The organism is Cytobacillus sp. Bva_UNVM-123 (assembly GCF_046351715.2).
Lineage (GTDB): Bacteria > Bacillota > Bacilli > Bacillales > Cytobacillaceae > Cytobacillus.
This window is the reverse complement of record NZ_CM177772.1, coordinates 1,016,199-1,036,268: the sequence shown is the minus strand read 5'-3', so window position 1 is coordinate 1,036,268 and position 20,070 is coordinate 1,016,199. Positions and strand designations below refer to the sequence as shown.

Genomic DNA, 20,070 nt, shown 5'->3' with positions numbered 1-20,070 from the left:
CTTCCATTAATCATTTAATCTATGATGATATCTCTTCTAAATCCACCTTCACTTGCAATCACTTCACCAGTAATCCAGTTGGCATAATCACTATGTAAAAAGTGAACTAATTTCGCCGCATCTTCTGAAGTCCCCCATCTTCCTGAGGGAAACATGCTCGCAACTTTCTGATAGAGCTCCCCTTCACAATATCCTGTATCGGTTGCACCTGGATTCACACAATTCACCCGAATTTTTTGAGGTGCGAGAGCTATGGCAACTTGCTTGCATAAACCGATAATCGCTTCTTTTGAAACTGCATAGGCTATTTCTCTTGTCATCGGTCCTAAATATTGCCCGCTCGTAAACATGGTGATCGCACCGTTTTTATTCGCTGGTATTTGTTTGGCGAAAGCTTGAATCAATAGCATGGCAGCTCTGACGTTAATATTCATATGATGATCAATATGCTCTGCTGTCCACTCTCCGATCGGTACACAAACAGAGTAAGCATGATTTAAGACAAGACCGTCTAAATAACCTAATTTCTCCCCTGCTTGAGCCATCACTTGTTCTGGAGTATGTTGTAGAGAAAGGTCAGATGGGTTTAATGCTGTTACAGATAAGCCTTTTGCAGTCAGCTCATTTGCTAAATTATTGGCAAAACTAGCGGTTGCATCAGGATATTGTAAGTCTGCATCATAGCTTGAAAAGCCGTGTGTTACAACATTTGCACCCGCTTCAGCTAATATTTTTGTAATCGCCGCTCCAATCCCCTTCGGTCTGCTTACCCCTGTAATTAAAATATTTTTGCCTTTTAACGATAAAACCAGATGATCCTTTTGCACATTATCAACACCTTACATATATTACCTATTATTGTAAAGGTAACTCCAAAACGAAACAAGACAAAATAAAAAGGAAAAGAGTTGCCATTCAAACATGGCAACTCCCATTTATGTTCAATCCTATTTCGTTACTAACTCAAGCTCAATTGGAATAAATTCATCAACTGTTTCCCCATTAACAACCTTCACAGCTGTCGCTACACCTTGTTTACCAATTTCCGTAGGTTTTTGGGCAACGGTAGCAGCCATTTTTCCTTCTTTTACTGCATTTACTGCATCATCAGTTGCATCAAAACCGACAACAATGACATCTTTTAAGCCTGCTGATTGGATGGCTTCAAGTGCACCTAGTGCCATTTCATCATTATGTGCAAATACTGCTTGAACGTCTTTATTTGCTTGTAAAATATTTTCCATAACCGATAAACCTTTAGCACGGTCAAAGTCTGCCGCTTGTTTTGCCACAACATTTATATCTGCCACAGCATCGACTGCTTTATGGAAGCCTTCTCCCCGCTCACGTGCAGCTGAAGAACCTGGAATTCCTTCTAGTTCAACAACCTTCCCTTTATTTCCTAATTTCTCAAGAATGAAGTCTCCAGCCATTTTCCCTCCTGCTGCGTTATCAGAAGCGATATGTGCGGCTACATCTCCACCTTCAGCACTACGGTCAACAGTAATTACTGGAATACCAGCACTATTGGCTGATTCAATAGCAGATACGACAGCTGCAGAATCAGTCGGATTTACGATTAAAGCACTGATGCCTTTTTGTATTAAATCTTCGATGTCACTTACTTGCTTAGCAGAATCATTTTGTGCGTCAATTATGACTAGTTCAGCACCTTGTGCTTTCGCCTCAGCCTCAGCACCATCTTTTAATGAAACAAAGAATGGATTATTCAAAGTTGAAATAGAAAGACCAATCTTTACTTTTTCACCTTTAGCTGCATTATTTCCTTCAGTTGCATTATCTTTATCAGTGCCTGGTGCTTTCGTTGAACACCCTGCTAAAATCACCATCATGATTGTCATGATTAAAAATCCGTTGAATAGCTTTTTCATGATACATCCTCCTCATTCAAATTTAATTTAACGTATGGACGAAACAATTTCCTATTTGCAATCATTAAGCGGTTTTTCTTCTATCTAGCAATACGGCGAGTAAAATAACACCCCCTTTAACAACTTGTTGATAAAAGGAGCTTACATTCATTAAATTCATCCCATTATTTAATACCCCAATAATAAGCGCCCCTACTAATGTTCCGAAAATCCAGCCCCTTCCTCCTGAAAGACTTGTTCCGCCGAGGACGACTGCGGCAATCGCATCTAATTCATAGGCGGTTCCCGCTGTTGGCTGTGCAGAATTTAAACGTGAAGCAAGAATGATTCCAGCCAAAGCCGATAATGTACCTGTAAGGGAATATACTAAAAGCTTTATTCGATCAGCACGGATGCCTGATAAAATCGAAGCTTCTTCATTTCCACCAATGGCATAAACTTTACGACCAAAAGTTGTCTTTTTCAAAATGAAATATAGAATAAAATAACTAGCAAGCATCCAAATTACAGGAACTGGAATCCATCCGACATAACCACGTCCCATCATTTCAACTAGAGTAGACTCTTTCGCTAGACCAGTAATTGGACGACCATCGGTATAAACTAAAGTCAAACCTCTGAAGATGGTCATTGTTGCCAGTGTGGCAATAAACGGAGCTACTTTTCCTTTTGTAATAATAAATCCATTAAGGGCTCCCATCGCTGTACCTGCCAGTAATCCAAGAAGTATCGCTAGTATTGGATCCATTCCACTTGCTAAGAGGCCTGCTGTTAAGGCTGACGAAAGAGCAAGCATTGAACCGACAGAGAGATCAATTCCTCCCGTCAAAATGATAAAAGTCATCCCAAACGCAATTAATGCATTAATGGATACTTGGCGTAAGACGTTAAAGATGTTGTCTAATTTTAAAAAACTAGGACTAATAATGGCTAAAATAACAGTTAGGATAATTAAACCGATAAGCGGTCCTACTTTTTGAAGCTGTTTTGAAAACAAGCTTGTAGATTTCATATTAATTCCCCCCTGTTGCTGCTTGCATAATTTTTTCTTGATCTGCCTCGGATTTATCGAGTATGGCTGTCAATCGGCCTTCATGAATGACGGCAATTCGATCACTCATTCCTAATATTTCAGGAAGCTCCGATGAAACCATGATGATTGAAACCCCTTGCTTTGTAAGTTCATTCATAATTTGATAAATTTCCTTCTTCGCTCCTACATCTACTCCGCGTGTTGGTTCATCTAAAATAAGAATCTTCGGCTCAATGCCAAGCCATTTTCCAATCACTATTTTCTGTTGATTCCCACCACTAAGGGATCTGACTGCTAACTCACTACTTGACGTTTTAACATGGAGCTTTTGAATCATGTCATTGACGAAGCTTTGTTCTTTTTTCATCGAGATCATACTGTTTTTAGATATTTTAAGAAGATTTGTAAGTGAAAAATTTTCCCTAACCGACAAAGGAAGAACTAATCCTTTGCTTTTACGATCTTCTGTAATAAATCCAATCCCTCGTTTTATCGCATCATACGGGGATTTGATTGTAACCTCGTCCCCATCAATCCACATTTTCCCGTTGCTTAAGGAACGATATCCAAAAATTGCTTCCATTATTTCGGATCTACCCGCGCCCATTAATCCAGCAATTCCTAATATTTCTCCCTGCCTGACAGAAAAGCTAATATCCGAGAATTTATCTTTACTTGTGAGATTTTCGACTTTAAATCGCTCTTCACCAATTTCATTATCCCGATCTGGAAAGCGCTCACCGAGCTGGCGGCCGACCATCATCTTCACAATTTCATCAAAGGATGTATCTTTGATTGCTTTTACTCCGATAAATTCTCCATCTCGAAGGACAGAAATTCGATCACAAATTTGAAAAATTTCTTCCATCCGATGGGAAATGTAAACAATACCGACTCCCTGTGTCTTTAAAGATGCAATTACTTTAAATAAAGCTTCAATTTCCCGATCAGTTAAAGCTGCAGTCGGTTCATCCATTATCAAAACTTCGGTTTTAGCAGCGACTGCTCTGGCAATCTCGATCATCTGCTGCTGCCCGACCGATAACTGTCCCGCTTCAATGGAAGGATCGATATCAATACCGAGACGATTTAAATATTCCTTCGTTTTTTGTTTCATCTCTTTATCTTTCGTTATTCCAATTGGACTAATAGAGAGTTCTTTTCCAAGAAACATATTTTCCGCAACGGTTAAATTCGGAATGATATTTAGCTCTTGATGGATGACAGCAATCCCTGCATCTTCAGCTTTCTTCGCATTTTTAAAATGAACTTCCTGTCCTTTTACTACAATGGTCCCAGCATCACGTTCATATATGCCCGTTAAGATTTTCATAAGCGTTGATTTTCCTGCTCCATTTTCCCCCATTAACGCATGAACTTCCCCAGGTAAAATGTTAAACTCAACATTCTCCAACACTTTATTATTAGAGAAAGACTTGCTTATCCCTTTCATTTCGATTACAGCTTGTACGCTCATTAGAAAATCACTCCTGCATGTAAAATAATGTTTGCATATGGAGTTGCTTCACCTGTGCGAATCACCGCTTTCGCACGCTTTGTTTGTTCCTTTAATTCTTCATGACTGCAATAATGAATTGGAGTATTAGTAAAAAGGTCAGCTACTTTTTTCTCAAGTTCTGAATTATGTTTCGTTATTTCATTGGCAATCGTAATTTTTTCAACAGCCATATCTTCAAGTACCGTTTGAAGTGTTTCCATAAAACTTGGACTCCCTATTTTCAAGGCAAGGTCGATACGAATGGTTTCATCAGGAATCGGCAGCCCACAATCCGCAATGACAATCATATCCGTATGACCGAGCTTAGACAGAACCTCTGAAATATGACTGTTTAAGATCCCATGTTTTTTCAAATGATTCGTCCTTTCTGTTGTGTAAGAAGTTCATTCACTTCGTCCAATGTTGGCATTCCACTTTGAGCACCCAGCTTCGTCACCGACAAGGCGCCTGCTGCATTAGCGAACTGGCAAGCTTCTTCAAGCTTTGCACCATTGCATAGTGAAAAGGCAAATGCACCATTAAAGGTATCTCCTGCACCAGTCGTATCGACAACATCTACTGTGAAACACGGAATCTCCGTTTCACCATTTTGAAAAAAGGTCACTCCCTTTGAGCCCTTCGTCACGATACACTTCTTTAATAATTCTTTTCTTTCTTCCTCAGACCAATCATTTGAAAATAGTAAAATTTCTTGTTCATGTTCATTCGGAGTTACATAATCAACCTCTTGCAATAGTGTCTTTGGAAGAGGCTGAATGGGGGCCGGATTTAATATGACCCTCACATTATTTCTTTTTGCAATTTTAACTGCCATTTCTACACTTTCTATTGGTATTTCTAGCTGAAGAAGGAGGATATCGCTATTGGCTATCACAAACTCATGCTCTTCAACCATTTCTGGAGTAACGTAGGAATTAGCGCCTTGAACGACAATAATACTATTGTCGCCTTTTGCTAGAGTAATGGCTGCAATTCCTGTTGAAACATCAGTTATTTGTTTAATATAGTCAATCTTAATGCCTTGATTCCTTAAATACTCTGGAAGCTCTCTGCCGAAAGCATCATGACCAATACAACCGATTAACGTCACATCAGCACCTAACCTACTTGCCGCAACTGCTTGATTCGCACCTTTACCACCAGGGGTTGTTTGGAATGATTCACCGAGAACTGTTTCACCGACTTTTGGGATTACCTTTGTTGCTGTAACTAAATCCATGTTAATGCTACCGATTACTGTAATTTTCTTGCTTGACAACTTCCTCACCTCAAAGCTTGCGTTGATTGGCCTTCTTTTAAAGTTACATGAAATTGATGGTGCATTTTGTCCACCTTTTTACCTTCAATTAAATCTAACAAAAGTCTAGCCGCCTCCGTCCCTATCTCATAGATCGGCTGAGACATCGTTGTAATTTCTGGATTCGTTAATCGCCCTAATTCAATGCCGTCAAAACCAATAATAGAAAGATCTTCTGGAATTCTTTTTCCCATTTGTGTAGCAGCTTTTACGACACCGACAGCCATATAATCATTCCCAGCAAAAATCCCATCAATGTTTGGATATTTTTCTAGTAATACTTTTGTTGCTTTGGTAGTTTGCTCCATATTATAGTTTCCATCTACAATATAATCATTCTGAAACCACGAATCATTTCCAACTTCCGCTAAATAACCCTTATAACGTTCATCAGCATTCATGACATTTTTCGGACCACGGATATGAGCAATTTTTTGACAGCCAATAGCTTTCAAATATTGCACAGCTTGTCTAGCACCTTCAAAATTATTCACAGTCACTGAAGGGATATTGTTCTCAATGGGTCTATCTAAAGCGATAATCGGAATTCCATTATCTTTAATATGTTTTGGGGCCAGTGTACTTGTGACGATAATGACGCCGTCAACATATTTCTGCTTCATCATATCGAGATACTTCTTCTCTTTTTCTTCATTTTCATCTGAGTTACAAAGAATTAACGTATAATCCTTATCATTCATCACATCTTCTACAGCTCTTGCAATCTCTGGAAAGAACGGGTTTTTTATGTCCGGTACGATGAGTGCGATTGTTCTTGATTGCTTCTTAAACAGACTTCTTGCCACCGCATTTGGTTTATAGTCTAACTTCGCGATTGCTTCTGTAACTCGTTTTCGCGTTTCTTCATTCACATAGCCCTTATTGTTTAAAACCCTTGAAACGGTCGCAACAGAAACTTCTGCCGCTTTTGCTACATCTTTAATGGTACTAGTACTCACTTGGTCACCTCTATTTAGCCCTCGAATATCCTGCTGATACTTATGGGTCATAAAACATGTAACCCGTTACATATTAAACAAAAAAATAATTTATTCATTTGTGTAACCCGTTACACAATGAAATATAAGAAAATCGATTTTTAATTGTAATCGATTACATAAATAATACGTCGTTTAATTCCTACCTGTCAACATTTTTTATAATACAACTTTTTTTAAAAAAACTGTTGCATAACAAATAGATTATTTTACTTGAAAGGAATTGTCACTTCCATTGACAATAAAGTCCTTAAAATACTACGATTACTTATATATTACTAAATAATGTAAGGATACTTCTAATATATCGGAGAGATTTCCTATGCTTGCAAAATTACAAACCTATTACCGTCATTCATTACTATTAAATGAGAAACCTAATTTTAACTTTTATGCTAATTTCCATTGGTTTAAAGATCATCATAGCTCCCAGTGGCTTGGCATTCCGTTTGATGCTGTTCATATACAGGAGCTTTCTTTGCTGAAGACGTTATTTCATTATGAAACATTGCCTGTTTCCATCAACCCAAAAGTACAGCAGTGGTATGATTTTCTTTTTTTAAATGGAGAACTTCCATTAAGTGAGGATGATTCAAGCTATCGCCTTATTCTTTTTCAATTCCAAGGTATGGCATGGGAACAAATGGACCTCGAGGAAGCCATTTACGGTTTTTTTCATGATGATTCTATTATCCTCTGGGAAAATCAAGATTACGGGGTAATTGTTGAACATAATCCAGATCCAAAGACGAATGAAAAGCTCTTTCCTCCCTTAAGTCAAATGCTTGAAAGCGACTTTTTTATAAAGGCTTATTTTTATTGTGGGAAGGTTCAACTATTATCAAAAGAGTGGCCAGAACAATTAAAGCTTGATAAGTTTTTCTTTAAACAGGCTGTCCGCCTCATGCCATCTCAATCTTTTCATAATTTTGAAATGTGTTTTCCTTTTATGCTTACTGAGCAGCTGCCAAAGAATTTACAAGAATGGCTCAAGTCCCAATTACTTTCCAAGATTGCCGATGAACCTGAACTATTAAAGGCAGTTATGAGCTTTTTGGAGAATAACTCAAATGCAACATTAACAGCAAAGCAGCTTTATATTCACCGCAACACACTGCAATACCGCTTAGATAAGTTTACACAGAAAACAGGTATAAACTTAAAGGATTTTCATAGTTCAATAACCGTGTATCTTGCATGTCTGTTATCACAACTGGATTATCAGTAGCCGCATAGAAGCATCGCCTAAATTTTCGCGAAAAAATTTGTGCAGCCCGCCCATATTCAGATAATCGCTCTTTTGTTTACAATATATTTATGAAGTTAGCGATATAAACAAAAGGGGCTGTAAAAATGGCAGAATTAAAACTCGAGCATATTTATAAAGTCTATGATAATAAAGTAACAGCTGTTGAAGATTTTAATCTTGATATTCATGATAAAGAATTTATTGTTTTCGTAGGTCCATCTGGTTGTGGTAAATCAACAACATTACGTATGATTGCCGGACTTGAAGAGATTTCAAAGGGCGATTTTTATATTGATGGGAAAAGGGTAAATGATGTACCGCCAAAGGATCGTGACATTGCGATGGTTTTTCAAAACTATGCCCTTTATCCACATATGAGCGTTTATGATAATATGGCATTTGGCTTAAAGCTGCGTAAATTTTCTAAAGCTGAAATCGACCGCCGTGTCCAAGATGCAGCGAAAATCCTTGGTCTTGATGAATATTTATCCCGCAAACCGAAGGCATTATCTGGTGGACAACGCCAGCGTGTTGCTTTAGGAAGAGCCATCGTACGTGATGCAAAAGTATTTTTAATGGACGAGCCGCTTTCAAATCTTGATGCGAAGCTGCGTGTACAAATGCGTTCTGAAATTATTAAGCTGCACCAACGATTACAAACGACAACGATTTATGTAACACATGATCAGACTGAAGCGATGACAATGGCAACACGGATTGTTGTCATGAAAGACGGATTTATTCAGCAAGTTGGGACACCAAAAGAGGTGTATGATAATCCTGAAAACGTTTTTGTTGGTGGATTTATTGGCTCTCCTGCCATGAATTTCATTTCTGGCAGTCTTGAAGATACAGGGTTTAAAGTGGGCAATACGATGCTTACCATTCCAGAAGAGAAAATGAATGTTTTACGTGACAGAGGCTATGTCGGCAAACAAATTATTATGGGTGTTCGCCCTGAAGACGTGAGCAATGATTCTAGCTTTATCGCCTCCGCAAAAGGAGCTGCCATTTCGACGAAGATTGATGTTGCAGAGCTAACAGGCGCAGAATTAATGATCTATACGAATATTGAAGGCCAAAACTTTGTTGCCCGCTTAGATGCAGATACTAACTTCCAAGGCGGCCAAACAATTGAACTTGCTTTTAATATGAACAAAGTTCATTTCTTTGATGCCGAAACAGAAGTAAGAATTCGATAATTTATACTATTAAAAAGGATCAAGCAGATGGATAATCATCTACTTGATCCTTTTTTTGTTATAGAATGATGGTCTTGAAGCGCTTTGAGACCACAGATACGCTTGTTTTCACTTAGCGGTGGTCTCATTAACTCACTTTGTGACCACTGATACGCTTGTTTTCACTTAGCAGTGGTCGCATTAGCTCACTTTGTGACCACAGATACGCTAGATTTCACTTAGCGGTGGTCTCATTAACTCACTTTGTGACCACAAACACGCTAGTTTTCACTTAGCGGTGGTCTCATTAACTCACTTTGTGACCACAGACACGCTTGTTTTCACTTAACAGTGGTCGCATTAACTCACTTTGAGACCACAGATACGCTAGATTTCACTTAGCGGAGGTCTCAATAACTCACTTTGTGACCACAGACATGCTTGTTTTCACTTAACAGTGGTCGCATTAACTCACTTTGTGATCACAGACATGCTTATTTTCACTTAACGGTGGTCGCATTAACTCACTTTGTGACCACAGACATGCTTATTTTCACTTAGCGGTGGTCTCATTAACTCACTTTGAGACCACAGATACGCTAGTTTTCACTTAGCGGTGGTCTCATTAACTCACTTTGAGACCACAGATACGCTAGTTTTCACTTAGCGGTGGTCTCATTAACCAGCTATAAAACTACTAAAATACTATTTTGTTTTGGCCAATGCGGCTTCATCGGCAATGATTGTGACGTTTGGGTGATTATTTAAGATGGAAGCCGGGAAGTCTTCACTTACTTCGCCTGATAAAAGTTGCCTCATGGCTTCTTGTTTTCCTTCTCCTGAAGCAAGCAACAAAATTTCTTTCGCTTCCATAATTGTCGATATGCCCATTGTGATGGCATGTGTAGGTACATCTTCAAGCTTCTCAAAGAAGCGGGCATTTGCGTTTCGCGTCGTGGCAGTCAGTTCAACAATATGAGTTCTAGACTGAAAAGACGAGCCCGGTTCATTAAAGCCGATATGCCCATTGGCCCCAATGCCGAGTAATTGAAGGTCAATCCCGCCATTTTCTTTAATTAGCTGTTCATATTGAGTACATTCAACCGTACTGTCCTTCACATTTCCATTCGGAATATGTGTTTTTGCCTTATCGATATCGATATGATTGAATAAGTGATGGTTCATAAAATAGCGATAACTGCTTTCATGTTTCCCATCAAGCCCAATATACTCATCCAAATTAAAGGTCGTTATGTCACCATATGAAGTATGATTTTCCTGATGATCCTTAATCAATTCCTCATACATCCCTTCAGGTGTTCCGCCAGTTGCTAAACCGAGCTTCATATTCGGGGATTTTCGAATTTTTTCTATGGCGAATACAGCTGCTTCTTTGCTAAGCTCTTCATAGTTTTTTACTTTTATGATTTTCATGAGTATGTATCCCTCCTCTATCGTAAGCGAGCCGTCCATTACAGAATGTCATATACACATTATAATGACTATCCAAAACAACGAGATCGGCATCCTTTCCAATGGCTATACTTCCCTTGCGATCAAATACATTTAATTGCTTTGCTGGATTGACTGCTCCCATTTGAACAACGTCCGAAAGAGTGCATTCTGTAAACGACATCATGTTTTTCAATGCATCCCCAAGTTTCAAAATGCTTCCAGCTAATGTTCCATCCTTTAACGTCGCTTTTCCATCTTGAACCATTACATTTTGTCCACCTAAATCATATGTACCATTCTTTAAGCATTTTGCCCTCATCGAATCAGTAATGAGGATGATTCGATCAGACCCTATCATTTTATAGGCCAATTTCACAACTTCTGGTTTGACATGTACCCCATCGGAAATAAGCTCTGCTTTTAATTCATCTCTTAAAAATACAGCCCCAACTACGCCTGGCTCGCGATGATGCAAACCACTCATTTGATTAAAAAGATGGGTAGCATGAGTTGCACCAGCTTCAATTGCTTCACTCACTTCTTCAAAAGTTGATTGTGAATGGCCAATAGAGGCAATGACACCCGTTGCTTTTAAATAACGGATAAGCTCAAGTCCTCCGTCGATTTCAGGCGCAAGTGTCACAAGTTTAATATAGCCCTTTGCAATTTCCTGCCACTTTTCAAACAAATCTACTTGTGGATTGATGATATATTGAATCGGTTGGGCACCTGCCATTTTTTTATTGACAAATGGTCCTTCGAGATGAACTCCAAGGACCTCTGCTTTATTGTTAAATGACTGTTCTTCAATATATTCTCCTACATTCATTAATGCCTTTTCGATTGCTTGCTCTGATTGGGTCATCGTAGTAGCAAGGAAGCTTGTTGTTCCTTCCTTAGGGAGTGCAGCTGCCATCGTATCAAGAGCATCCTTCGTACTATCCATTACGTCTGCTCCGTCAACACCATGAATATGGACATCAATCAGACCAGGAATAACTGTACAGTGCTTAGCATGAGCTAATTCCTCATATTCTTCATCATAAATAAGTTCAGACATCGAACCTAATTCAACAATTTTCCCAGCTGCTATTTTAATAAACCCTTTTTCTATCATACCAGCTTCTGAATATATTTGAATATCTGTAAAAAGAACTTTATTGTCCATTTCATCCATTCCTTCGAATCAAGATCATTATTGCAGCTTCTCAATAACAGCCTTTGCCGTAAGCTCTTGGTTGTTTGCAGCCTCATTATTTGTTCTGATAAAATACTCAAAATAAAGTAAATCCAAAAAATAAAGCTGTGAAATAACTTCCACCTTACATTCTTTGCCTGCTCCAAAATGCTTTTCACCAAGGGCTGCTGCATTGACATCATTTTCTACCTTGACTGGTATCTTGAACTTACTTTCTAATATATCCTTTAATCTCGTTCCCGTATAGTTCAGAGCCTTCATAATCCTTTTTAATGATCCCAATGATCGGAAGGTCAACTGTTTTTTTATTTCTATAATATCTTCAACACTATTCGCTCTAATTCCTTTTTCTCCATCAAGCTTAGCTGCATATGCCATTCTTCCCATAATAAAAGGGCTGTGAAGCGGTTATTCAGGCAATGCCTGACATGAAACGATGAGATTGAAAAAAATTTCCTGTTATTTTATCAAAAATATAACTAAGACTTAAGACTTAGTGGGAATTCATTCCAACGCCGATGTAAACTTTTCTGTGAATGCCTTACAATAGGATTAACAGAAACAAATTTAGAGGAGAGTATAACAATGAAAAAGAAATTAGCTTTAGGATTAATTATGGCAGCCAGCTTATTATGGATAACAGGATGTAACTCATTTGTTATAGGAAAAGAAAAGGATTCAGAAGTTTTTGTTGAGAAAGATAAAGCGAAACAATTAGATGTGACCTTAAATACTGCTGTCGGGGAACTAAATGTTTCTGGAGGAGCAAAGGAATGGGTGGAAGGAGAAATTGAATACAATATTGATGAGCTTAAACCAAAAGTGAAATACAAGCTTTCAGGCAAAAAAGGAAAAGTAACAATTGAGCAAACGAAAAAGAGCTTCTCTGGTCTAAAAATGGGAAATATTAAAAATAGATGGGATCTCGAGCTTACAAATGATGTTCCCATAAATCTTGAAGTAAATGCAGGAGCCTCAGCAACAAATCTTGATTTACAAGGGGTGAAACTAAGTAAGTTAACTGTTGATGCAGGAGTAGGCGACATTACGATTGATTTAAGTGGAAAACGGAAGGAAAGCTTTCATGTCGATTTAGATATGGGTGTTGGACAGTCTACTATCATTCTCCCGAGAGATGTAGGGGTAAAAATCAAAGCATCTAAAGGAATTGGCCAGTCTAATTTCAAAGGCTTTATTTCTGAAGGAAATGGCGTCTATGTTAATGAAGCATACGAAGATGCGGATGTAATCATTACTGTTAATACTGATCTCGGTGTTGGTCAAGCAAACTTTGAACTGGAATAATAATCTAGAAGGAGGCTGTTCCGTAAATTATTTTCACGGGACAGCCTCCTTCTCAAAATGAACCTTATTAAGTATCATTCGTATTAAATTGTACAGTTTGTGCACCAGTAATTTTTATTTTTTGTCCATCTTTTAACTGAATCTCACTTACAGATTCACTTCCCCATCCAATAACCTCAAACACTTGAGGAGACTGTCCTTGCTCAAAAATTTGCAAATACCCAAGACCCTTCCCCTTTACAGTATAATTCCCCGCTTTAATATCTTTGCCAACTTCCCAAATTCCAGGACTCAGCTCATTAGATAATTGTGTCGATACTGGGGTTATCATTACATTGTCAAACCCATCCACATGGATAATATGTTTTCCATTAACATCAACTGTGATCCTCTCTACACCATATGGAGAGCGTGCAATAATATCATGAAATAACAATGTTCCATGTTCATCACGAATAAATACATTCCCTGCCATCATGGCCGTAATTTCATATCTACCTTCAGGAAGAGTTAGATCATTTCCTTCCTGTAAGATGGGTTCAATAAATACATTAGTTGCTGCCGAATTACTTCGATCGATCGATTCATAAATCGTATCACTTACCTCGCCAATAATTTCTTCTCTCTCGGTTCCAATAATCTCATAGTTTTCTTGATAAACTAATACCTTTTCCGAGAGCTGTTGGCAGCCAGTTAAGACGATTAGACTCACAATAAACATAGAAATAATAGCCTTTTTCATATCTTAAGCCTCATAATAGTACTTTTCATAGTATTCCATCGTCCCTAGAGGGCCAATCGTTAGCTCCTTGCCTTTATATGCGAGTAAACGTTCAATCCATTTCGTCTTTTCTCGTACATCCATTTGCGCTAAAGGGATGCAGCATAAATAATCAGCAATAAAATAATGCCCCTCAGGTAAAGGGAAATCTCGTAAAAGCTGTTTATACTGTTCTGGCTTTATTTCTACTTTAAGATAATCATTTGTCGATTCATTGAAATGCTGCTGATGAATGATCGTTCCGTCTTTTAGAAAAAGCACACGATCAGCATATAGATCTAAGTTTTCAAGTAAATGGGAAGCAACAAAAATGAGCTTATCTTCTTTCTTCATTTGCATTAAGTAGTCTGAGATAAGCGCTACATTGGCAACATCAAGTCCATTCATTACTTCATCCATCAGCATGACCGGTGTGTCGGCAGCAGCCATCATTGCAAAGCACAATCTTTGCCTCATCCCTAACGAATATGTTTTAACTTTTCGTTTTACATACCCACTCATTTTTAATCGTTCAATAATTTTTGGTACATGCTTCTTTGTACCCTTCCACATATTCCCGTATAAATTCATGTGGTCTATCCCTGTCAGTTCTTCAAATAAATCATCTTGATCTGGAAAAGTTGCGAGCTGTTTACGAATAAAGAGCTCATTTTTTTCCGATTTATACCCGAACTTTCCATTAAATATGACAGCGCCATTATTAGGCTTCAAAAAATTAGCCATCACATTGAATAATGTCGTTTTTCCAGTTCCATTCGGAGCAACCAAGCCAATGATTTCTCCTTTTTCAGCCGTTAAAGATAATTTATCTAATACGACCTTGTCCTTATAAGCAACGGAGACATCCTTTAATTTAATCATGGGTATCCTCATCTCCTTTTTTTATTGAGGTTCTGTATAACGAATCAATTTCCGCTCCAATCTACATCATTACAAAATAAACATAAGCTTTACCAAAACCAATTCTAAAATGCTTTTTCTAGTGGTAAATCTTTCGGCTTTCGATGATACATATACAGATTAATTGAATAAATGATACTAATGATAAGAAGTGTTAAACCAGCTAACCATGCCAGCGAGTAATAAAAATCTAAGTGATTGTTTCCTAACTTGATGGCAAGGTCACCTGATAACACACTTACGAGATCGATATATTTAATCGGGGATAAAAAATTAGCCTTTATGCCAGAGGCCATAAGCAAATCCGGAAGCATAAAAACACCTAAACCAACAAGAATATTGGCAAATGCATTTCGAAACAACATATTAAGCAAAATAGAAAAATAGAGAAGTAGAATCGTTGCAATCGCTAATCCGATGAAAATATAAACAAGATACTGGATTGTAGAAACTGCTAAATAGTCTCCATTTTTATAAATTAAAATTGGAAAAGAAAAATCCCCCGCATTAAGCTTCTGTGCAGCATAAGTTCCCCCTACAAAAAACCCGATGACCAAAAATGTATAAATGTAAATAAAATGGACTGCTACTTTACTATGGATTTTCTTCATAAAAGATAAAGGGAAGCCTTTCACAACAGTTCGATGCCGTTGTTCAAAAACTAATAATTCACTTCCACTTATTAAAATAATACATAGAAACAAGAGCCCGCTCATCGTTTGCAAAGCATTGACAAAGTAAAAATTTGTCACAAATGAGTTCGTTTCAATCGGCAGCTGATTTTCTTTAATATAGTGTAAAAGGGCGTTCTCTTTTAAAATTTCTTCCTTTGGTTTAATGAAATGCTTTGGTAGACCTTTATTCCCTAATTCATGGACTTTAAGGCGCAATTGATTTAATTCTAAGCCATTTTCAATATATTGCTCACTATCATGCCCCATCCCTAAAAAATACACTTGAAAATTAATTAATGAAGATTGCTGTGTGAGAATATCGTAGACTTCACCAATTTCAGGAACTTCCTTACGGTCATCCTGAATATATTCAAACATAGCGTTCATTTCCATTGCTTCTTGTCTTTTTTGTTCTTTTAATGAAATCGGCTCTTCTTGATTCGGATAACTAAAATAGATTAAATAAAAAATCAGCAAAAATAGAGCAACAAACCAGTTTTTTCGATTACGCAATAATAACTTAGTCTCAAAATGTGTATATTTCCAGAACATATTCCATTTCCTTTCTTTGTGAAATGGCAGAAAATTCGCCTTACATATTTATATTCAGCTCATTTTTTTGAATTTTAGACTTCCGTTTCTGCAGTTTCTTGTCATAAGTAATTATTTGCCGAATGATGTTAAATACCTTGATAGAAGCGACGCTTGTTAACAATTCGGGAAACGGCAAAAAGAACAATCTCTATAATAAGAAGTGTAACCAGTAAGACAAGCATCCCTTTTTCAAAGGTGATCGTCTCTAAATTAACTAAGAAATTCTTATCACCAGTAATGACTTTGCCAAATTCAAAATACGTTTGCGGATAATTACTTATTTCGAAATTAAATAAGGCTTTTTTTGTTCTTGAAAAATAAATCCGTTCTGCAAACAAAATAATCGTGCTCACCATGAGAACTAACCAAGTATTTTTGAATAGTAGGCTTAAAATCGCATTCAATCTTGTAAAAAGAAAAACAAGAATAACTACACATCCAGATGCCATTAAAAGAAATTTTGCCATTGAAATTGTGTCATAATCATATTGAAGATATTGAAATATTTCTTCATTCTTCTTAAGGGTAACCGGAATACGAATGTCAAAAGAACCAAACCCATTTAATAGCGTAAGAACACCAACCGTTAGTAACAATAAACCGACTAATATGGCCATTGTATATGTAAAGGCTACAAGCGATTTTAAATTTATTAATCTATACCAAGATATTGGTAGCCCCTGTAAGATTGTTTGATTTTGTTTATCCTTTGACAACATATCACTGCTGAAATAGATGGCACAAAATATAATCGCTAATACAAATGATCCTAAAATAAAGTTCTGGAGCGTTTGCAATGCGGTTTTTTGTTCAATCATTTCATATGTGATAGGCAGCTTCTCATTTAAATATCCTTCATAACGGAGAAAGGTTTTTGTGTTCACATGACTATAATCTAAAGCTGGAAAAGGGGATGTAAAATAGTTTGTACCTCCTATTGTCTCCATAATGCCGTAATATGAAAAATCTTGTATCCGCAAATGGGTGAATCGAACAAAATCTCCGTCTTCAAAAGCCGTAACAAGCTTGCTTTGAATATTATACTTTAATGCATTTTCTGCATACGGGGATTGTCCAGACATACTATTAAAACCTGTTGCCCCTCTCGACTCTTTTCCCTTCTGAATAGCAGCTAGATCTTCAAGCTCCTTCTTTACCTCGTTAGGATTAAAAGAATCAGATGTTTGCTGGTTTGGAAGAATTAAAAAGCAATAGCTCAAAATCAAAACAACTAAAGAAATGACAAATAATATATTTTTCCTACTCGTACTCATCATTTTAAACTCATGGATGATAATCGATTTATTCATTTTGACTCCCCTTTATTGCACCTTTTTTAGTAGAAAAACTTGAAATTCACCAAGTCCTTTCAGCGAATGCCCTAGCTTTTCTTATACGATGTTGCTAGCAGTCGTATTATTTGAAGAGTATTTTTTAGTGCGTTCATAAACACTTAAACTTTCCTACTAGCAAACAAAAGGTTTTATTCTTATTCCAATCATCTAAAATAGCAAAAAATTCTATTATTCCCTATTTTGGATTTTAACGGAAAATATTCTGTAACATCCATTATACAGACATACGAAAAATAGTACAGTCAAATAGGGTGATTTTTTGTAATATTTTGTATTATCGAGTAAAATCAATGTTTAGAAATATAAAAAAACACAGACATATTGTCTGTGCTCATAAAAAATGTATCTATGAAAAACAAAGATTACCACATTCTACTTGTACTTGTTACTGAATTATTTTCGATAATTGTGTAAGCAGCATTCGTAATGGCCTGAGCTAACGTTTCACCAGTTTCTTTCACATCATTGAAGGCAACCTCAAAAGACCCATCTGTCGTATATTTAAACCCAAGCAGTTCCAATCTTTCTACTATTAGCATGGCATGCTCAAGATTTTCTTCCGGCTGAAACTCTGAATCATGAATGAAAACACCCTTTTCACGATCATACCAACGATCCCATCTGTTTAACTTCCACCCTAATATTCTCCGTGCAATCGAGTCCGTTTTGCTCATGTTTTATTGCTCCCTTCATTGATTTTTTTGTGGGTTGTTATATAACAAATTTAATTTTATGATTAAATTATATAACAGTATTCAAACAATTGCCATCCTCTTTTTATCATTTATCAATACAATTTTATAATAAAAATGCATTGAACACATTAAACAAGCATGATTAATTGCTCTATTTAAAAATAGTCATCTGGCTCATTATATTTCCCATGCTACGAGGCGAGGACGCTTTTTGGGAATCGGTTGGCTTGACTAATTCCCGTACCACGAGGTGACTACTCTTTTCGGGAATCAGTTGGCTTGACTAATTCCCATTACACAAGCTGAGGGCGCTTTTCGGGAAGCGGTTGGCCTAACTAATTCCCGTTACACGAGGTGAGGACGCTTTTCGGGAAGCGGTTGGCCTAACTAATTCCCGTTACACGAGGTGAGGACGCTTTTCGGGAATCAGTTAGCATGACTAATTCCCGTACCACGAGGTGACTACTCTTTTCGGGAATCAGTTGGCTTGACTAATTCCCATTACACAAGCTGAGGGAGCTTTTCGGGAATCGGTTTGCCTGACTATTTCCACAAGTTTCCTACTCTTTTCGAAAAAACAAAAAAGGCGGCAAAGCTATCCTGTGATCAGCTTCCCCACCTTTTTATCAAATCTATAACACTTTTACAAAGAAGTATGAACCGCATGTTCCTTCTGCTTTTTCATCCTTTTCATGACCCCTAATAAGATTGGAATCGCCAGCAAGGAGGATAAACTTAATAAGCCAAATACGTAAATAGGCTCATCATACCCATAGAAATCGAGTAAAAAACCGCCTAGTGCAGGGCCAATGACATTCCCTATCTGTGTAAAACCCATCGCCCCAAAATACGTGCCGCGTAAATGGGGCTTCGCAATATTATCCATGAATAAATCTGTCATGCTGAACATTAACACTTCTCCAGCCGTAAACAATAACATAGCCAAAAACCAGGATGGCATCCCTTTTGCTAAACCAAAGCCAAGTAGACCTACAGTGGTCAACATACTGCCACACATAATCGAAAGGAGAGGGGAATACTTTTTTCCAATCGTTAAGAGCGGATATTGAATGAGAATGACGATCACTGCGTTCGAGGCTAATAAGATTGAAAAGGTTTTTGCCCCATTTTCGATAAGTGACGTGTTCGATAAGTACTGGGGCAAGGTAGATGACATTTGAGAATACCCCGTAATGGTTAAAATAAAGCCGATTAAAGACCACAATAAGATCGTATCTGATTTCGTGATTAGTAAAGCTTCTTTCATTGTAACTCGCTTACTATTATCTTCACTTTCTATTGGGGTCGTTTTAATAGATGTCTTTTGATAAGTTAATAGGAGTGAGAAACCGTATAAAGCATAAACACCTGCAGCGATAAAAAAAGCATAGGTTGATTCAGATGATCCTAAATAATAGCCAAGCAGCGGACCAAAGATGACACCGACATTTATCGCCGTATATCGAAGATTAAAAATAAGCAAACGATTTTTTGCTTCTGTTAAATCAGCAAGCAATGCTCGTGAAGCAGGTTCAAATACAGAACGGCAAAAGCCATTTAACGCATTCATAAAAAAGAAACCGATAACCGCTTCAACTAAGCCAAAACCAATAAATACAAATGACCAAAGAAAAATAGAGATTAATAAAACTCTTTTTCGTCCAAATCGATCGGAAAAATAACCGCCAAAAAAGCTAGTCGCAATTCCGACAAATGAGCTAACCGCAATAATGATGCCTGTTTCAGTTGCTGAAACCCCTTTTACCTTCGTTAAATAAATCGCTAAAAAGGGAATGCTCATAGACGTTGCCATTCTTCCAAAAACCGTTCCGATCACAATATTCCATACTAATGGATGCAAGTTTCTAAATGAAGTCATGTGTTTTTTCCTCTAATCCTTTTCAATAGTGAATCTATTCTAACTTTTATCATTTATTTAGGCAA

19 protein-coding genes and 1 pseudogene are annotated in these 20,070 nt (G+C 37.3%); 3 read left to right on the top strand and 17 right to left on the bottom strand.

What is annotated here, in order from left to right; all coding sequences use genetic code 11:
• Positions 1-14: 14 nt before the first annotated feature.
• The 7 genes from KDN24_RS05060 to KDN24_RS05030 all read right to left on the bottom strand — a co-directional run bounded on the left by KDN24_RS05060 (position 15) and on the right by KDN24_RS05030 (position 6,700).
• Complete coding sequence (locus KDN24_RS05060; protein ID WP_409971262.1) at positions 15-827, bottom strand: SDR family oxidoreductase; 813 nt, start codon at positions 825-827, stop codon at positions 15-17.
• Between the two features lie 120 nt (positions 828-947).
• A complete protein-coding gene (gene rbsB, locus KDN24_RS05055) occupies positions 948-1,892 on the bottom strand; it encodes a ribose ABC transporter substrate-binding protein RbsB (protein ID WP_409971261.1) in 945 nt (314 codons plus the stop codon).
• A gap of 64 nt (positions 1,893-1,956) precedes the next feature.
• Complete coding sequence (locus tag KDN24_RS05050) at positions 1,957-2,904, bottom strand: ABC transporter permease (RefSeq protein WP_409971260.1); 948 nt, start codon at positions 2,902-2,904, stop codon at positions 1,957-1,959.
• Between the two features lies 1 nt (position 2,905).
• Positions 2,906-4,402: a sugar ABC transporter ATP-binding protein gene (locus KDN24_RS05045; protein WP_409971259.1), complete on the bottom strand. Its 1,497-nt coding sequence runs from the start codon at positions 4,400-4,402 to the stop codon at positions 2,906-2,908.
• The gene (rbsD, locus tag KDN24_RS05040) at positions 4,402-4,797 is read right to left on the bottom strand and encodes a D-ribose pyranase (RefSeq protein ID WP_409971258.1); all 396 of its coding nucleotides are present in this window, start codon (positions 4,795-4,797) and stop codon (positions 4,402-4,404) included. Before rbsD ends, KDN24_RS05045 begins: the two co-directional genes overlap by 1 nt.
• A complete protein-coding gene (rbsK, locus tag KDN24_RS05035) occupies positions 4,794-5,702 on the bottom strand; it encodes a ribokinase (RefSeq protein WP_409971257.1) in 909 nt (302 codons plus the stop codon). The genes rbsD and rbsK overlap by 4 nt, the downstream gene beginning before the upstream one ends.
• 5 nt (positions 5,703-5,707) lie before the next feature.
• Entirely contained in the window at positions 5,708-6,700 is a 993-nt protein-coding gene (locus KDN24_RS05030) for a LacI family DNA-binding transcriptional regulator (RefSeq protein WP_409971256.1), read from the bottom strand.
• Positions 6,701-7,061: 361 nt separating this feature from the next.
• Between KDN24_RS05030 and KDN24_RS05025 the strand changes: the two genes are divergently transcribed.
• Together KDN24_RS05025 and msmX are read left to right on the top strand one after the other, a co-directional pair.
• Positions 7,062-7,967: a PucR family transcriptional regulator gene (locus KDN24_RS05025; protein WP_409971255.1), complete on the top strand. Its 906-nt coding sequence runs from the start codon at positions 7,062-7,064 to the stop codon at positions 7,965-7,967.
• A 125-nt stretch (positions 7,968-8,092) separates the two neighbouring features.
• Complete coding sequence (gene msmX / locus KDN24_RS05020; protein WP_491348326.1) at positions 8,093-9,190, top strand: oligosaccharide ABC transporter ATP-binding protein MsmX; 1,098 nt, start codon at positions 8,093-8,095, stop codon at positions 9,188-9,190.
• A gap of 684 nt (positions 9,191-9,874) precedes the next feature.
• Here msmX and nagB read toward each other — a convergent pair.
• From nagB to KDN24_RS05000, 4 genes and pseudogenes are all read right to left on the bottom strand, one after another.
• A complete protein-coding gene (nagB, locus tag KDN24_RS05015) occupies positions 9,875-10,603 on the bottom strand; it encodes a glucosamine-6-phosphate deaminase (RefSeq protein WP_409971254.1) in 729 nt (242 codons plus the stop codon).
• On the bottom strand, positions 10,575-11,792 hold the full coding sequence (nagA, locus tag KDN24_RS05010) for an N-acetylglucosamine-6-phosphate deacetylase (protein WP_409971253.1): 1,218 nt from the start codon (positions 11,790-11,792) through the stop codon (positions 10,575-10,577). Before nagA ends, nagB begins: the two co-directional genes overlap by 29 nt.
• A 27-nt stretch (positions 11,793-11,819) precedes the next feature.
• Positions 11,820-12,083 (bottom strand): ROK family protein, encoded by a 264-nt coding sequence (locus KDN24_RS05005; protein WP_409971252.1) that lies wholly within the window; start codon positions 12,081-12,083, stop codon positions 11,820-11,822.
• A pseudogene (locus KDN24_RS05000) lies at positions 12,064-12,275 on the bottom strand (N-acetylmannosamine-6-phosphate 2-epimerase); the annotation flags it as partial. The gene KDN24_RS05005 and the pseudogene KDN24_RS05000, both read right to left, overlap by 20 nt.
• A 132-nt stretch (positions 12,276-12,407) precedes the next feature.
• Between KDN24_RS05000 and KDN24_RS04995 the strand changes: the two are divergent.
• The gene (locus KDN24_RS04995) at positions 12,408-13,127 is read left to right on the top strand and encodes a toast rack family protein (RefSeq protein ID WP_409971251.1); all 720 of its coding nucleotides are present in this window, start codon (positions 12,408-12,410) and stop codon (positions 13,125-13,127) included.
• 67 nt (positions 13,128-13,194) lie between these two features.
• Here the strand turns inward: KDN24_RS04995 and KDN24_RS04990 are convergent, their stop codons facing one another.
• The 6 genes from KDN24_RS04990 to KDN24_RS04965 all read right to left on the bottom strand — a co-directional run bounded on the left by KDN24_RS04990 (position 13,195) and on the right by KDN24_RS04965 (position 20,005).
• On the bottom strand, positions 13,195-13,869 hold the full coding sequence (locus KDN24_RS04990) for a hypothetical protein (RefSeq protein WP_409971250.1): 675 nt from the start codon (positions 13,867-13,869) through the stop codon (positions 13,195-13,197).
• A gap of 3 nt (positions 13,870-13,872) precedes the next feature.
• On the bottom strand, positions 13,873-14,769 hold the full coding sequence (locus KDN24_RS04985) for an ABC transporter ATP-binding protein (protein WP_409971249.1): 897 nt from the start codon (positions 14,767-14,769) through the stop codon (positions 13,873-13,875).
• 104 nt (positions 14,770-14,873) lie between these two features.
• Positions 14,874-16,034, bottom strand: coding sequence for a hypothetical protein (locus KDN24_RS04980; protein ID WP_409971248.1), 1,161 nt, complete (start codon positions 16,032-16,034; stop codon positions 14,874-14,876).
• Between the two features lie 128 nt (positions 16,035-16,162).
• Positions 16,163-17,386, bottom strand: a complete 1,224-nt coding sequence (locus KDN24_RS04975; protein WP_409971247.1) for an ABC transporter permease subunit — start codon at positions 17,384-17,386, stop codon at positions 16,163-16,165.
• 407 nt (positions 17,387-17,793) lie between these two features.
• On the bottom strand, positions 17,794-18,105 hold the full coding sequence (locus KDN24_RS04970) for a BC1872 family protein (protein WP_409971246.1): 312 nt from the start codon (positions 18,103-18,105) through the stop codon (positions 17,794-17,796).
• Positions 18,106-18,769: 664 nt separating this feature from the next.
• On the bottom strand, positions 18,770-20,005 hold the full coding sequence (locus KDN24_RS04965; RefSeq protein ID WP_409971245.1) for an MDR family MFS transporter: 1,236 nt from the start codon (positions 20,003-20,005) through the stop codon (positions 18,770-18,772).
• Positions 20,006-20,070 lie beyond the last annotated feature (65 nt).

Excerpts from the sequence above, each read along its gene's own strand:
- nagB (WP_409971254.1), bottom strand. The coding sequence starts at position 10,603 with ATGAAAATCATAAAAGTAAAAAACTATGAAGAGCTTAGCAAAGAAGCA.
- rbsB (WP_409971261.1), bottom strand. The coding sequence starts at position 1,892 with ATGAAAAAGCTATTCAACGGATTTTTAATCATGACAATCATGATGGTG.
- KDN24_RS04975 (WP_409971247.1), bottom strand. The coding sequence starts at position 17,386 with ATGAATAAATCGATTATCATCCATGAGTTTAAAATGATGAGTACGAGT.
- nagA (WP_409971253.1), bottom strand. The coding sequence starts at position 11,792 with ATGGACAATAAAGTTCTTTTTACAGATATTCAAATATATTCAGAAGCT.
- KDN24_RS05050 (WP_409971260.1), bottom strand. The coding sequence starts at position 2,904 with ATGAAATCTACAAGCTTGTTTTCAAAACAGCTTCAAAAAGTAGGACCG.
- KDN24_RS04985 (WP_409971249.1), bottom strand. The coding sequence starts at position 14,769 with ATGATTAAATTAAAGGATGTCTCCGTTGCTTATAAGGACAAGGTCGTA.
- KDN24_RS05025 (WP_409971255.1), top strand. The coding sequence starts at position 7,062 with ATGCTTGCAAAATTACAAACCTATTACCGTCATTCATTACTATTAAAT.
- KDN24_RS04990 (WP_409971250.1), bottom strand. The coding sequence starts at position 13,869 with ATGAAAAAGGCTATTATTTCTATGTTTATTGTGAGTCTAATCGTCTTA.
- KDN24_RS05045 (WP_409971259.1), bottom strand. The coding sequence starts at position 4,402 with ATGAGCGTACAAGCTGTAATCGAAATGAAAGGGATAAGCAAGTCTTTC.
- KDN24_RS05005 (WP_409971252.1), bottom strand. The coding sequence starts at position 12,083 with ATGAAGGCTCTGAACTATACGGGAACGAGATTAAAGGATATATTAGAA.
- KDN24_RS04980 (WP_409971248.1), bottom strand. The coding sequence starts at position 16,034 with ATGTTCTGGAAATATACACATTTTGAGACTAAGTTATTATTGCGTAAT.
- KDN24_RS04970 (WP_409971246.1), bottom strand. The coding sequence starts at position 18,105 with ATGAGCAAAACGGACTCGATTGCACGGAGAATATTAGGGTGGAAGTTA.
- KDN24_RS04965 (WP_409971245.1), bottom strand. The coding sequence starts at position 20,005 with ATGACTTCATTTAGAAACTTGCATCCATTAGTATGGAATATTGTGATC.
- KDN24_RS04995 (WP_409971251.1), top strand. The coding sequence starts at position 12,408 with ATGAAAAAGAAATTAGCTTTAGGATTAATTATGGCAGCCAGCTTATTA.
- msmX (WP_491348326.1), top strand. The coding sequence starts at position 8,093 with ATGGCAGAATTAAAACTCGAGCATATTTATAAAGTCTATGATAATAAA.